The sequence below is a fragment of the Kribbella sp. NPDC051620 genome (assembly GCF_044453825.1).
Lineage (GTDB): Bacteria > Actinomycetota > Actinomycetes > Propionibacteriales > Kribbellaceae > Kribbella.
Window position 1 is genome coordinate 215,026 of sequence record NZ_JBITDB010000004.1, and the last position, 12,718, is coordinate 227,743.

The following is a 12,718-nucleotide window of genomic DNA, read 5'->3' on the forward strand; positions in this document are numbered from 1 at the left end:
TTCAAGTCTCACCACAGTAGAGGCCAGCTTCTGGCCGCTACTCAAGAAGCTGCTGTGGTGTAGCGGGTGGCTAGTTGGTGGGCGGCTTGTTTCAGTTCGGTGGGGCCTTCGAAATCTAGGTCGGATTCGAACATGCCGAAGGTGGCGGCCAGGCCGGTCCAGGACCAGGCGCTGAGGGTCAGGCGGCAGGTGGTGGGGGTCAGTTCTTCCACCAGGGCGTCGCGGCCGGCCCAGCGGGCTATGTCGGAGGCTTTGGCTTGGAGGATGGCGCTGCCTCGGCAGGGCCATTGGTTCTGGGGCTGGAAGCGGTCTGAGATGTAGGTGGAGATGTCGGGGGCTGGGAGTTCGCGTGGGGTGAAGCGCGGGCCGGTGGGGGTTTTGGGGAGCATCCGGTCCACCCGGAAGGTGCGCCAGTCGTTGCGGTCGAGGTCCCAGCCGACCAGGTACCAGCGGCCGCCCCAGGTGACGAGGTGGTGGGGCTCGACCTTGCGGGGTGGGACGAACTCGTCCTCCGTGGCGCCGGGTGAGGCGTAGTCGAAGCGGAGTACTTCGTGAGCGCGCAGGGCCGTGCCGATGGCGATCAGGTGATCCGAGTCGACCTTGATCCGGCGCGAATCGGCGTACTTGTCGACCGTGGTGACCTGGAGCGCGTCGACGCGTTGGCGCAGGCGCGCGGGCATGACCTGGCGGACCGTGGCAAGCGCGCGCAGAGCGCCCTCCTCGATGCCGGTCACCGTCGTCGTCGCAGTCTGCAGGGCGACGGCGACCGCGATCGCCTGGTCGTCGTCGAACAGCAGCGGGGGCAGGTCGGCGCCCGCGTCGAGGCGGTAGCCGCCGTCCGGCCCTTTGCTCGCGCGGACCGGGTAGCCCAGGTCGCGCAGGCGGTCCACGTCGCGGCGGACCGTGCGCGGGCTCACCTCCAGCCGTTCGGCCAGCAGCGCGCCCGGCCAGTCGCGGCGCGCCTGGAGCAGGGACAGCAGCGAGAGGAGTCGAGCCGAGGTTTCGGACATGAGTTCAGATTGCCACGGGTAACGGCCAGAACCTGTCCTCTACTGGTGGAAATGTCGTCTCCAAGAGGCCCCCGACCAAGGAGACATCGTGATCAGCACCCGAGAACTCACCAAGGACTTCGTGGTGAGCCGTACCGAGACCGTGCACGCGGTTCGCGGCATCAGCCTGGACGTCGAGCCGGGCGAGCTCGTCGCCGTGCTCGGCCCGAACGGCGCAGGCAAGACCACCACCCTGCGGATGCTCACCACCCTGATCGCCCCGACCTCCGGTACGGCGAAGGTCGCCGGGTACGACGTGACGACCCACCCGAGCCTGGTCCGCCGGCAGATCGGGTACGTCGGCCAGGGCAACGGCGCGGGCCACTCGCAACGGGTCCGCGACGAGCTCTACGGCCAGGGCATCATCTACGGGCTCGACCAGCGGGCGGCGAAGCGGCGTACCGGCGAACTGCTGGAGTCGCTGGAACTCGGCGAGCTGGCCAGGCGCAAGGTGTCCGAACTGTCCGGCGGGCAGCGTCGCCGGCTGGATGTCGCGATGGGACTCGTGCACGCGCCCGGACTGCTGTTCCTGGACGAGCCGTCGACCGGGCTGGACCCGCAGAACCGGGCCAACCTGTGGGACCACATCCTGCGGATGCGCGCCGAGCATGCGATGACGATCGTGCTCACCACGCACTACCTGGACGAGGCGGACTCGATGGCCGAGCGGGTCGTCGTGGTCGACCACGGCGAGGTGATCGCCGACGACACCGCCGACGCACTGAAGGCCGACCTGGCCGGCGACCAACTGGTCGTCACGGTCGCGCCGGGCAACCTCGCCAAGCTCACCGAGTTGGCGCACAAGATGCCTGGGGCAAGGGAAGTAGTTGCCGAGGACGACCGGTTGACCGTGCGCGTCCCGGACGGGCCGAGGGCGTTGCCCGAACTCATCGCGGAGGCGCAGCACTACGCAGTACCGGTCGGCACTGCTCAGGTGCATCGGCCGACGCTCGACGACGTGTTCCTCAATCTCACCGGCCGCAGCCTGCGCGAGGCCGACTCCACCGGAAAGGCCGCAGCATGACCACCTTGACCATTCCCGCCACCACCTCCACGACCGTCGAGCCGGTCAGCCGGAATCCCATCGGAAGGCTCGGTCGCGACACGTCCTTCGTGATGCGGCGGGAGCTGAAGCCGGTACTGCGCGACCCGTTCTCGCTGATCTTCGGGATGATCCAGCCGCTGGTCTTCCTGGCCCTGTTCGGCCCGCTGCTCGCGGGATCGCTCGGCGGTTCGCTCGACGGCGGGGTCTGGCAGTGGTTCGTGCCGTCCATCCTGGTGATGACGACGTTGTTCGGCACCTCGACAACCGGGTCGAATCTGTTGACGGAGTTCGTCACCGGCGCGCACGAACGGATGCTGGTCACGCCGCTGTCCCGGTCGTCGCTGCTGATCGGGCGGGCACTGAAGGAGATGGTGCCGCTGTTCGGGCAGGCGGTGATCGTGATCGCGGTGATGACGCCGTTCGGATTCGACCTGCACCCGCTGGGCGCGCTGGTGGGGCTCGCGCTGCTGGCGGTGTTCGGGGTCGGGCTGGGGTCGTTCAGTTATGCGCTGGCGATCGCGGTACGCAAGCAGGAGTGGATGTTCTGGGTGGTGCAGCAGACGTTCCTGTTCCCGTTGATGATCCTGTCGGGGATGCTGTTGCCGCTGGAGACCGGGCCGGAGTGGATGCGGGTGGCGTCGAAGTTCAACCCGCTGTCCTACCTGGTCGACGCCGAGCGCACTCTCTTCTCCGGCCACGTCACCTCGACCGCGGTCCTGTGGGGCTGGCTCGCCGCCCTCGTCACCGTCACCCTCGGCCTGACCGTCGGCATCCGCTCGATGCTCCGCTCAGCAGACTGACGGACTCTGCACGGTTGAAGGACCCGAGGCACCCGCCTCGGGTCCTTCTTTACGGAAGGTCAGAAGCGCAGATGCGCAGCGGTGACCTGGTTGAGATGGATGAGCAGGTCGTAGCTCTGCCCGAGCCGGATCGGCGAGTCGGGGGTCGGGTAGCCGGTGCCGATGTCGCGGGTCGGACGGCGTACGTCGAGCCAGGCGCGAGTACTGGCCGGCAGACGCCGCAGGTCGACCAGGTAGTCGCGGTACGGGACCTTGTCGAGCGTGTACTCGTTGTTGCCCGGCGCCGCCGGTGGCAGCGTGAAGACCTTCAGCTCACCGTTGGAGATGTCCTGCGAGTTGAAGGAACCGTGGTCGAAGGACGTCCCGATGGTCAGGTAGTCGCGTCCGAGCTGCTCGCGCAGGAACGTGCCCTGGGACTTCGGGTAGTCGGCCGGCGATCCCGTCTCGAGGGCGATGTGCCCGTTGTGCGCGGACAGCATCACCTTGGCGCCGGTCGTCCGCGCCCACCACGCGGTGTTGGCCGCCATCGACTCGTCCCGGAAGTACATCGCCTTCGGCAACACCTTCGGGTCGGTGACGTCGAAGGAGAAGAACTTCGCGACCTGCCAGATCGCCCGGGCATGCTGCGCCGCCCAGGTCCGCTCGGGGCTCGGCGGCAACGACTCGACCAGTACTACGGCCCGCCGCGCCGCCGCCTCGAGCTTGACCCGGTCAGCAAGCGGCTTGGCGAGGTAGGCCGCAGCCCAGGCTTCGTACTCGGCGTCGGAGCGGATACCGGAGTACAGGCTCTTGATCTCGGGGAGCCGTGCAGGGCTGGTCTTGCCGGCGTAGTCGATGACGCGGTCGAGCAGAGCGGGGCTCGCGTAGCCGAGGTCATCGCCGACGAAGTGCAGCTTGCGCGAGTGGGTGCGGTTGTAGGAGCGCATCCACTCGATCAGATCGAGGTACTCCTGCACGTTCCAGAACTTGTACGACGCCTGGAAGTCGCGCCGCATGATCTCGCGCGGATCGCCGACCCCGCTGACGATGTACCGGTCGAGGTCGAGACCCGTGCTCCACGCGGTCTCGAGCGCGAAGGTGGTGAAGCCCTTCTGCTCCACCAGCTCGCGGAAGATCTTGTGCTTGAGCGTGAGGAACTCACTCGAGCTGTGGGTCGCCTCGCCGACACCGACGACGCGCGCGCTGCCGACCATCGAGGCCAGCGGTCTCAGATCACGCAGACTGCTGCTCGCATCGGTACTGCGAATCGGATGCGCCGCGCGGCTCAGCGCGGGCACCGGGTCAGGTGGCGCCGCGGTCGCCGCGGACAAGGGCAGCGCTGCCGCAACAAGCAAGGCGGGGAGCGCCAGGAGCCGCTTCATCAAAGTCCTCCGGAGAGTCGGAATCAAGTACTTCCAACCCTGTCCGGGCGGACCTGCGCACCCCATCCCGCAGCCACCCCAGCCTGAGGTGGCCCCAGCTCTACCCTTCGAGCTTCTCCAGTGCGGTCCGCATACCTGCTTCGGCCTCGTCGCCGAGCTTCTTGAACTGAGTTTTGAAGAGCGGCTCGATCAGCCGGGTGACGCCCTTGAACTCGAACTCGGCGCGATAAGTGACCTCGGTGCCGCCGGAGTCGGTGGCGCGGAACGTCATCGTGTCGAGGGCGTTGACGGTCTTGTTCTCGCCACGGAGCTGGAAGACACGGCCCGGCTCGAGTTGCTGTACGACGTACTCGAGCTCGGTCTCGCGGCCGGCGAACGACGACTTGTTCCGGTACTTCGTACCCGGCCCGCCGTCGCCTTCCGCCTTCACCGTCGACACTGTCCCGGGGTCCCACTCGGTGGTCGTCTCGAAGTCGGACAGATAGGCGAAAACCCGCTCGACGGGCTTCTCCACGGTGACAACGCGCTCGATGGTGATCACCTCCGCCACGCTACCGGTCCGCTCAACCCGAACTTATGCACCGACCCGGCGGTCGGCCTGACGAGCCAACTCAGTGAAGAAGGCGCGGTACAGCGGCTCGTCGCCGCTCTGGATCTCGACGGTCGCAAGCAGGTGGCTGTGCTTGGTGGTGCTCGCGTACAGCGGCTCGTCCAACTCGTCGACGTTGCCGAAGTGCAGCCGGGTCAGCCCACCCTTCCGCGCCTCGGCCCGGACCTTCGCCCACTTCACCGGCGTCCGGTACGACCCGATGATCCGGTTCCGCCGGAACAACTCGAGAATCCCGTTCTCCACGTGCAGGTAGACGTCATCGTGCTCGAAGAGCATCGTCAGACCACCCGGCGGTTGGCGAGTGTGGCGACCTTGGTGAAGTAGTCGCGGAAGAGTAGCTCGTCGGCGGTCGAGATCTGGAGTGCGGACGTGGCGGCGGAGCGGATGGCCAGCCGGTCGGTGCCGTAGAGCGGGGCGGTCGCGTCCTTGACCGAACCGATGAACAGCTGTCCGGGCTTGCCGGGCTTCTTGAAGAAGACCAGGACAGCGAGCCACTCCAGCGGGATGCGATAGGTCTGCTGGTTGCCGATCAGGTTGAACGCCTCGAACACTCCCCGATCGACGCGGAAGTGCAGGTCTTCGTAGTCAAAGGTGAGCGGGTCCATGGGCGGAAACCTAGCTGGCTTCGGTGATGGCGAGGATTTCGGGGATGGCGGTGTCCCAGGTGGGTCTGGGGATTTCGTGGCCGGCGCCTTCGAGCAGGACCAGGCGGGCGCCGGGGATCTCGCGGGCGAGGGCTTCGCCGTGGGCCGGTGGGAAGAGTGGGTCCTCGGTGCCGTGCAGGACCAGGGCCGGTACTGCGATCTCGCCGAGGCGGTGGCGGATGCTGCCGCCGGGAGTGACCGCCCAGTGGTTCGCGGCCGAGGCCGGGTTGATGCTGCGGGCGAAGGCGTGCGCGTAGAGGGCGCGGCGGGCGGGTTCGTCGTACGGGAGCGAACCGGCGTACAGGCGGTCGTCCGCGATCAGCTTGTCGAGGGCTGCTTCGGTGTCGGACCAGTCGATCGGGGTGTCGTCGGAGAAGCTGGCGCTGAGCTTCTCGCTCGGCGGCGGCAGATCGGGATCCGACGGGCCGCTGGGACTGGTCGAGGAGACGGTGATGGAGGCGACCCGGTCAGGGTGCTCGACGGCGAGCTGCAGCACGATGGCACCGCCCATCGACAGGCCGACGAGGTGCGCCCTGTCGATCTTCAGCGCGTCGAGGATGCCGATCGGGTCCGCGACCAGGTCCGCTCCCGTGTACTTCGGGTCGCCCGGCTCGTACGTGGTCGACTGACCGGTGTCGCGGTGGTCGTACCGGATCACGTAGCGCGGACCGGCCGCGAGGCGTTCGCAGAACTCGGGCTCCCAGTGGTCCATCGACGCGGATCCCCCGTGGATCAGCAGGATCGCTGGGTCCGCGGGGGATCCGAAGGTGTCGACACACAACTCGACGCCGTTCACAGGAAGGAGGCTCGTCATGCTCCGACGGTAGTTGCGGAGGGGGCCGACGAATGGTGCGTTTCCACGTTCTTCGAATTGCCGGCGTGCAGGGCCAGGGCGAAGGCGATGACGGCAAGGCTGCTGGTGATGGCGCGGATGTTGTTGCTCGGGTTCCACTTGGCCAGATAGTTCAGCCATTCCGCGGTACCGGCCGCGGAGTGCGGGTCGACCGCGGCGAGCTGGTCGTTCAAGGGAATGTTGACGGCGAAGCTGAGCACGATCACGCCGAGTAGGTAGAGAGCGGCGCCGGCCAGCACCCATGACTTGCCCGGGGTGTTCTTGACGAGGGCGGTGATCGAGAGCGCCACGCAGATCACCGCGGTGCCGCAGAAGACCAGCAGGAAGAGCGGGTTCTGGATCCTGACGTTGATCAGGTTCATCGCGGTCGCGCCCTGGCCGGCCGGCATCCGCTCCAGCGCACTCATCACCGCGGTACCGAAGGCGAAGAACAGCCCGGTCATCAGCGCGCTGCCGACAAGGGCGCTCAGGGTGAGGAGCTTGGTGAGGTTCATACCGACCACACCCCGGTCTTCGCGGTCTCGCGCGCCCAGTCCGCGAAGTCACGGGGAGCCCGGCCGAGTACCTGCTGAACGCCGTCCGACAGATACTCCGAACGGTGGTTGCGGATCACCGCGAACAGATCGCGGACTGCTTCACAGTCCTCCAGCGGCTGCCCGAAGCCGGCGAGTTCGGCGACGAACTCCCCGGGTTCGAGATCCACGTACTTCACCTGCCGGCCGGTGACCGTCGACAACTCGGCGGCGACCTCGGCCAGGGTCAGAATGCGCGGCCCGGACAGCGAGTAGGTCTGGCCAGTGTGCCGCTCGTCGAGCAGGGCTGCCGCCATCACGTCACCGACGTCGTTGGTGTCGATCCAGGCCTCGCCGCCGTCACCGGCCGCCAGCCGGATCTCGCCGCCGAGCACGTAGTCGAGCAGGAAGTCCTCGCTGAAGTTCTGCGCGAACCAGGCGGGCCGGACGATGGTCCAGTCGGCGCCGCTCGCACGGACCGAGTTCTCCAGGTCGACGCTGCTCTCATAGACCGCGAAGTCGCGGCCGGGGCTGCCGACGCCGCGACCGGACAGCAGTACCACCCGGCGCAGCCCTTCGGCCGCCGCCTGCTGGATGAATCGCCCGGCCTGGGCCAGCCCGGTCGGGCCGACCGGCGGGGCCAGGTACGCCGTGTCGACACCGGCCACCGTCGGCGACCAGGTGCTCTCGTCGTACCAGTCGAAGCGCTGCTCGCTCGACCGCGAGGCCAGCCGGTAGGGGACGCCACCAGCGTCGAGTTGTTCTGCGACGCGACGGCCGGTCTTGCCTTTGCCGCCGATGATCAGGAACGGGTTCGTTGTTGTCATGGCTTAAGTTCATCGCGGCAGGGTGAGACAAACCATGGTTGTCTGGCGCAATCCGATGTCTGAGAGTCTCATCCGGGGGTAGGGTGGCTGACATGGACGTCCTTGATGATCTGCTCGCCGGTACCCGGGCGCGCGGCGGCGTTTTCAACCTGACGATCCTGGATCCGCCCTGGGGTCTGGACATCGTCGACGAGGCGCCGCTCGCGCTCGCGACCTTGGTCCGCGGCTCCGCCTGGATCGTCCGCGGCGATCAGCCGCCGGTCCGGATGGAGGAAGGCGACGTCGCCGTGATGTCCGGCACCGAGCCGTATGTCGTGGCCGACCGGCCGGACACCGTGCCGAACCTGCGGATCCATCCCGGCGGCATCTGCGAACCGTTGCCTGGGGCCCCTATCGACTACAGTGCGCGGCTCGGCGTCCGGACGTACGGCGGTCGGCCGGACGGCGAGGCGATGGTGGTCAGCGGCACTTATGAGTTCGAGGGCGATGTCGGCCGGCGACTGCTCGCCGCGCTTCCACCGGTACTGGTCGTGCCGGCCGCGGAGGTCGCCGGGCATGTGATGGACATCGTGCTCGGCGAGATCCAGCGAGACGAGCCGGGCCAGCAGTCGGTGCTCGATCGGTGGCTCGACCTTGCGTTGATAACGACCATGCGTGCGTGGTTCGCGCGGCCCGAGTCGCATGCGCCGGGTTGGTACCAGGCGCAGAGCGATCCGGTGGTCGGGCTGGCGTTGCGGCTGTTGCACGAGGATCCGGCGCATCCGTGGAGTGTGGTCGAGCTGGCCGACCGGACCGGGGTGTCGAGGGCCAGCCTGGCCAGGCGGTTCAGTGGACTGGTCGGGGAGGCGCCGATGGCTTATCTGACCGGGTGGCGGATCACATTGGCCGCTGACCTGTTGCGGGAGACGACCGAGACGGTCGAGTCGATCGCACGGAAGGTTGGGTATGCGAATGCGTTCGCGCTGAGCGTGGCGTTCAAGCGGGTCCGTGGCACGAGTCCGACAGCACACCGTCGAGCAAGCACCGCGGCCTGAGAGTCAGCGGTTGAGGATCCAGGCGAGGTCTGTTGTGGGGAGGTACGGCTCGAAGACGGGTGGTTCGGCGATGCGGTTCCAGAGGTCGCCGGTCGTGCGGGACGGCAGGTAGGCGTTGACGAAGGCGCCGTGGTCGACGCTCACCAGGGTGGCCTCGACGGTTTTCACCCGGCCAGGGAATGCGGCGCGGAGTACGGGCTCCGCGGCGGTGAGCAGGGCCGGTAGCTTCGACGGGTTCGCCGTCCGCAGCTGCCGACGGTAGGAGTCGAAGCCCGGCCAGCTCGCCTGGAGAGCTCGGTCGAATTCGAGTGGCTGGACGGCTTCGGCGTACGGGAGCTGTGTGGTGAGCAGGTGCTTGACCGCCCAGCTCTCGGGTGGCACGGGACCGGTGTCGACGAAGAGCCGGTCGGCTTGGACGAAGGTGGTCGCGAGGACGCGCGGGCTCGGGTCGGTGCGGCCGGCCTTGCGGTGGTCCGCGTAGGTCGTCGAGCGGTCGGCGTAGTTGGGGATCAGATGGATGATTCCGGCGCGCAGCAAGGGCTCCGCGGTGAGGATGCGTTGGCCGAGTGCGGTCAGATCCGGAGTGTGGATGCCGAGCTGCATCTCGGTGTAGTTGCGGCGGCGTTCGGGCTCGAGCGTCATCGGGTCGTCCAGCGGCGCTTGGTTGCTGCTCGCCACCATCAGCGGATGGAAGGCCCCCGGCCGGTGATCGGGCAATACCAGGGTGTCGACGATCAAGCGGGTGCGTTCGAGCAGCCACTCGTCGGCGGCCGGTACGACGGAGACGGCGAAGCGCTCGCCCTGCCGCCAGCGGAGTCCGTCCGGACCGGTGATGAATCGCTTCGCGTAGGCCTTGGCGACCAGCTCCGGAGTGGGGGCGAGCCGCCGGAAGAAGCGGTTCATCCGGCGGCTCAGCGCGGGATTGCGGCTGTACCCCTGCGCCATTTACTCAGGCGGTGGTGGCGTCGATGAACGCGAGCGCCTGCGGCCAAGAGAGCCGGTAGGCGTCGGCATTCACCTGCTTGTCCTGGCGGGCACTGTCGGTGTAACCGTGCTCGGCACCGGGATAGAACTGGGTGATCGTCGCCCCGGTCTCCCGACTCTGCAACGCCGTCTGCAACGCCTCGAAGTCCGCGACAGGTACGGCGGCATCGGCGCCCGGGTAGGCGATCAGCACCGGCGCGGTGATCCCGATCGAGTCCGCGATCGCGTCGTACGAGTGATTGGGCTTGAGCTCCGACGGCACCGTCGGGTGGAACGCGATCACGTTCGCGAGCCGGTGATCCCTTGCCCCCAGCAACAACGCGAACCGGCCGCCGAGGCACCAGCCGACCGTACCGACCTTGGTGCAGCCCAGCTCGCCGAACAGGTGGTCCAGCAGCGCGACCTGCTCGGCGAGGACGGTGTCGTCGTCCAGACCGGCGAGCAGCTCTGCCAACTCGTCGATCGTCGAGTTGTCGCTGCTCCGCCCCTTGAACGGATCCCAGACCAGCGCCGTGATCCCGCGGCCGGCCAACTCGTCCGCCCAGTTCCGGAGCTGCTCGCCGATCCCCTTGATCATCGGCAACAGCAACATCCCCGGCCCGGCGGCCACTCCGGCCGGCCGGGCAAGGTATGCGCTCTGCTCTCCGACCTGTACCTGACTCGCGTCAATGTCCACGCGTCGGAGGTTAACCGAACCTCAGGTCCGGTTGGCCTTCAGCATCCGCTGGCCGGCCACGTTGACGAGGATGAAGATGATCGCGGAGAAGATCAGCAGGGCGAGCTGGTCCGGGAGCAGGGCGACGCCGACACCGACGGCGAGGACCGGGAGCGCGAGTCCGGCGTACGCGATCAGGAAGAGTGCGGCGAGCACCTCGCCGCGTGAACCTGCGTCGGCCAGCGAAGCCGCGGTAGCGACCGCGCCACGGAAGACCAGGCCGACGCCGGCACCCGCGATCACGCCGCCAATGACGAACAGCCACAGGTTGGGGACCAGACCGCCGACCGCTACTCCGACCAGACCGACAGACATCAGGACCAGGCCGAGCCGAAGCTGCCACGGGCGGCTGAACCGTACGAACAGCACTTGGCTGGCCGCTCCCGCGATGAAGACCACGAACGTCACGACGCCTGCGAGCAGCCGCGAGGTGTGGTGCAGCGTGCCGGCCAAGAACGTCGGCGCGAGCGAGGTGAACAGTCCGAAGATCGCGAACGCCGCGAACGCGCCGACCGCCGTGGCGAAGAACTGCGGCTTGGCAGCACTCGGCAACGCGACCCGCTGCGGCCGGTACGCCGGACGCTCCTCCAGCCGCTCGACGGTCTCCGGCACCAGCGCGATACCGAGGGCGCTCAGCAGCAACAGCACGAGGAACAGCTCGTACGGACGATCCAGCGGCTTCGATCCGTACTCCGCGAGCAGCCCGCCGACGAGCGGACCGAACGCGAGCCCGCCCAGGTTCACCATCGACGAGATCAGCGCGGAGTGGCTCGGGTCCTCGTCCGGCCGCGAGATCCGTCGCAGCTCGGACAGGTGAGCCGTCGCGGTCGCCGTCAGCACGCCGACGCCGACACCGCTGATGAAGCGAGCGAGCAGCAACCCGGGCACGTCCTGCCAGAGCAGGAAGACCACGGCGGCCAGCGCCTCGGCCAGTACGGCGAGCAGGGCGACCCGGCGACGGCCGAGCCAGTCACTGACGTGGCCGGCCAGGTACAGGCTGACCATCACGCCGACCGCGTAGGCGGCGAAGATGACCGTGATGAGGAAAGTCGGGAAACCGTCCCGGCGCTGGTAGATGGCGTAGAGCGGGGTCGGGACGGTCGAGAACGCCATCGTGATCAGGAACGCGACAGCGATCATCCAGAAGCCGGCACTGTGCGCGAACTGGACGCGCGGACCGGCCTTGTCGAGCGAACGGGCGCCGGAAAGAGTTGTCATGCTTCAAGATTGCTCTCGTTGATCTATCGAGTCCAACGAATCTTCTTGCACTGTCTTATCGGTCATGGCGATAATTGAGGTTGTGGACAGCAGACAACTGGAGTATTTCGTCGCGGTCGCGGAGGAACTGAGCTTCACCCGGGCGGCGCAGCGGCTCTTCACCGTCCAGTCGACCGTCTCGGCCGCGATCCGCGCGCTGGAGACGGACCTGAAGACGACGCTGTTCGATCGGTCGACCCGGCGGGTGACGCTGTCGGACACCGGCGAGGCCCTGTTGCCCGAGGCGAAGGCTGCACTGGAGGCGTTGGACCGGGCTCGCGCAGTCGTCGAGGAGGCGTCGACCGGGCTGCGCGGCAGTGTGCGGATCGGCACGATGACCAGGCTCGGGCTCGTCGACCTGGCCTCGCTGCTGGGCGCCTTCTACCAGCGCTATCCGTTGGTCGACGTCCAGGTGACGACTTCGCCGACCGGGTCGAGCGGGTTGGCTGACGACGTGCGGCACGGCCGGCTCGACGTCGCGCTGGTCGGGTTGCCGGCGGCGGAGCTGACAGGGCTGGAGCCGCGCGAGTTGGCGACGGTGCACTTCGTAGTACTGGTGCCGTCTTCGCATCGGCTGGCCGGGGCGGGTGAGGTTCGGCTGACGGAGCTGGCCGGGGAGCGGTTCGTGGACATGCTGCGCGGGTTCGGGAATCGGAAGGCGGTGGATCGGGCTTTCGATCAGGCCGGCATCCCTCGGCGGGTTCAGGTGGAGGTACCGGATCTGACCACCGTTCCGGATTACGTGCGGGCGGGGCTGGGGGTTGCCGTCGTACCGGAGATCGACCTGGAGGAGGTGCCCGGCGTGGTCCGGTTGCCGCTGGCGGATGCGGGACTGACGTGGACGTTGTCGGCGATCACCTTGGCCGGCAAGCGGCCGAGCCGGGCGGTGACCGCGCTGCTGGACCTGATGGCGGCCTCGGTCCGGACGTGACGTACGCCACTTTGTTGATACATCACCAACTCGACGTACGCTCGAGGTAGACACCCACTCCTGGGGGCCTTTGCTACGGATCGTCCGGCACGTTCC

Annotated in this window: 15 protein-coding genes; 4 read left to right on the forward strand and 11 right to left on the reverse strand. The window is 67.8% G+C overall.

The window, feature by feature from the left end:
- Window positions 1-41: 41 nt before the first annotated feature.
- Window positions 42-1,010 carry a helix-turn-helix transcriptional regulator gene (locus tag ACIA12_RS20020; protein WP_396368515.1) on the reverse strand — a complete coding sequence of 323 codons (969 nt, stop codon included), beginning with the start codon at window positions 1,008-1,010 and terminating at the stop codon, window positions 42-44.
- An 88-nt stretch (window positions 1,011-1,098) separates the two neighbouring features.
- Between ACIA12_RS20020 and ACIA12_RS20025 the strand changes: the two genes are divergently transcribed.
- Together ACIA12_RS20025 and ACIA12_RS20030 are read left to right on the forward strand one after the other, a co-directional pair.
- Window positions 1,099-2,073, forward strand: a complete 975-nt coding sequence (locus tag ACIA12_RS20025; RefSeq protein ID WP_396368516.1) for an ATP-binding cassette domain-containing protein — start codon at window positions 1,099-1,101, stop codon at window positions 2,071-2,073.
- Entirely contained in the window at window positions 2,070-2,894 is an 825-nt protein-coding gene (locus tag ACIA12_RS20030; protein ID WP_396368517.1) for an ABC transporter permease, read from the forward strand. The genes ACIA12_RS20025 and ACIA12_RS20030 overlap by 4 nt, the downstream gene beginning before the upstream one ends.
- Before the next feature lie 59 nt (window positions 2,895-2,953).
- Here ACIA12_RS20030 and ACIA12_RS20035 read toward each other — a convergent pair whose 3' ends face one another.
- From ACIA12_RS20035 to ACIA12_RS20065, 7 genes are all read right to left on the reverse strand, one after another.
- Window positions 2,954-4,255, reverse strand: a complete 1,302-nt coding sequence (locus ACIA12_RS20035) for an erythromycin esterase family protein (RefSeq protein ID WP_396368518.1) — start codon at window positions 4,253-4,255, stop codon at window positions 2,954-2,956.
- Window positions 4,256-4,355: 100 nt separating this feature from the next.
- Window positions 4,356-4,796 (reverse strand): SRPBCC family protein, encoded by a 441-nt coding sequence (locus ACIA12_RS20040; protein ID WP_396368519.1) that lies wholly within the window; start codon window positions 4,794-4,796, stop codon window positions 4,356-4,358.
- Window positions 4,797-4,829: 33 nt separating this feature from the next.
- On the reverse strand, window positions 4,830-5,141 hold the full coding sequence (locus tag ACIA12_RS20045; RefSeq protein WP_396368520.1) for a hypothetical protein: 312 nt from the start codon (window positions 5,139-5,141) through the stop codon (window positions 4,830-4,832).
- Between the two features lie 2 nt (window positions 5,142-5,143).
- Window positions 5,144-5,470 carry a hypothetical protein gene (locus ACIA12_RS20050; RefSeq protein ID WP_396368521.1) on the reverse strand — a complete coding sequence of 109 codons (327 nt, stop codon included), beginning with the start codon at window positions 5,468-5,470 and terminating at the stop codon, window positions 5,144-5,146.
- 10 nt (window positions 5,471-5,480) lie between these two features.
- Window positions 5,481-6,323, reverse strand: a complete 843-nt coding sequence (locus ACIA12_RS20055) for an alpha/beta fold hydrolase (RefSeq protein WP_396368522.1) — start codon at window positions 6,321-6,323, stop codon at window positions 5,481-5,483.
- A complete protein-coding gene (locus ACIA12_RS20060; protein ID WP_396368523.1) occupies window positions 6,320-6,856 on the reverse strand; it encodes a DUF1772 domain-containing protein in 537 nt (178 codons plus the stop codon). Before ACIA12_RS20060 ends, ACIA12_RS20055 begins: the two co-directional genes overlap by 4 nt.
- The gene (locus ACIA12_RS20065; RefSeq protein WP_396368524.1) at window positions 6,853-7,701 is read right to left on the reverse strand and encodes an NAD(P)H-binding protein; all 849 of its coding nucleotides are present in this window, start codon (window positions 7,699-7,701) and stop codon (window positions 6,853-6,855) included. Before ACIA12_RS20065 ends, ACIA12_RS20060 begins: the two co-directional genes overlap by 4 nt.
- Before the next feature lie 92 nt (window positions 7,702-7,793).
- Between ACIA12_RS20065 and ACIA12_RS20070 the strand changes: the two genes are divergently transcribed.
- Window positions 7,794-8,735 carry a cupin domain-containing protein gene (locus ACIA12_RS20070; protein ID WP_396368525.1) on the forward strand — a complete coding sequence of 314 codons (942 nt, stop codon included), beginning with the start codon at window positions 7,794-7,796 and terminating at the stop codon, window positions 8,733-8,735.
- A gap of 3 nt (window positions 8,736-8,738) precedes the next feature.
- Here ACIA12_RS20070 and ACIA12_RS20075 read toward each other — a convergent pair whose 3' ends face one another.
- From ACIA12_RS20075 to ACIA12_RS20085, 3 genes are read right to left on the reverse strand one after another with little or no spacing between them, the layout of a single operon-like run.
- Entirely contained in the window at window positions 8,739-9,680 is a 942-nt protein-coding gene (locus ACIA12_RS20075) for a hypothetical protein (RefSeq protein WP_396368527.1), read from the reverse strand.
- 4 nt (window positions 9,681-9,684) lie between these two features.
- On the reverse strand, window positions 9,685-10,395 hold the full coding sequence (locus ACIA12_RS20080; RefSeq protein WP_396368528.1) for a dienelactone hydrolase family protein: 711 nt from the start codon (window positions 10,393-10,395) through the stop codon (window positions 9,685-9,687).
- Between the two features lie 21 nt (window positions 10,396-10,416).
- A complete protein-coding gene (locus ACIA12_RS20085; protein ID WP_396368529.1) occupies window positions 10,417-11,652 on the reverse strand; it encodes an MFS transporter in 1,236 nt (411 codons plus the stop codon).
- An 82-nt stretch (window positions 11,653-11,734) separates the two neighbouring features.
- On the opposite strand from ACIA12_RS20085, the gene ACIA12_RS20090 reads away from it, so the two are divergent.
- Complete coding sequence (locus tag ACIA12_RS20090) at window positions 11,735-12,622, forward strand: LysR family transcriptional regulator (protein WP_396368530.1); 888 nt, start codon at window positions 11,735-11,737, stop codon at window positions 12,620-12,622.
- The last annotated feature ends 96 nt before the right edge of the window (window positions 12,623-12,718 follow it).

Coding starts and splice junctions, on each gene's coding strand:
- ACIA12_RS20020 (WP_396368515.1), bottom strand. CDS start 1,010: ATGTCCGAAACCTCGGCTCGACTCCTCTCGCTGCTGTCCCTGCTCCAG.
- ACIA12_RS20030 (WP_396368517.1), top strand. CDS start 2,070: ATGACCACCTTGACCATTCCCGCCACCACCTCCACGACCGTCGAGCCG.
- ACIA12_RS20035 (WP_396368518.1), bottom strand. CDS start 4,255: ATGAAGCGGCTCCTGGCGCTCCCCGCCTTGCTTGTTGCGGCAGCGCTG.
- ACIA12_RS20045 (WP_396368520.1), bottom strand. CDS start 5,141: ATGCTCTTCGAGCACGATGACGTCTACCTGCACGTGGAGAACGGGATT.
- ACIA12_RS20050 (WP_396368521.1), bottom strand. CDS start 5,470: ATGGACCCGCTCACCTTTGACTACGAAGACCTGCACTTCCGCGTCGAT.
- ACIA12_RS20055 (WP_396368522.1), bottom strand. CDS start 6,323: ATGACGAGCCTCCTTCCTGTGAACGGCGTCGAGTTGTGTGTCGACACC.
- ACIA12_RS20060 (WP_396368523.1), bottom strand. CDS start 6,856: ATGAACCTCACCAAGCTCCTCACCCTGAGCGCCCTTGTCGGCAGCGCG.
- ACIA12_RS20065 (WP_396368524.1), bottom strand. CDS start 7,701: ATGACAACAACGAACCCGTTCCTGATCATCGGCGGCAAAGGCAAGACC.
- ACIA12_RS20070 (WP_396368525.1), top strand. CDS start 7,794: ATGGACGTCCTTGATGATCTGCTCGCCGGTACCCGGGCGCGCGGCGGC.
- ACIA12_RS20075 (WP_396368527.1), bottom strand. CDS start 9,680: ATGGCGCAGGGGTACAGCCGCAATCCCGCGCTGAGCCGCCGGATGAAC.
- ACIA12_RS20085 (WP_396368529.1), bottom strand. CDS start 11,652: ATGACAACTCTTTCCGGCGCCCGTTCGCTCGACAAGGCCGGTCCGCGC.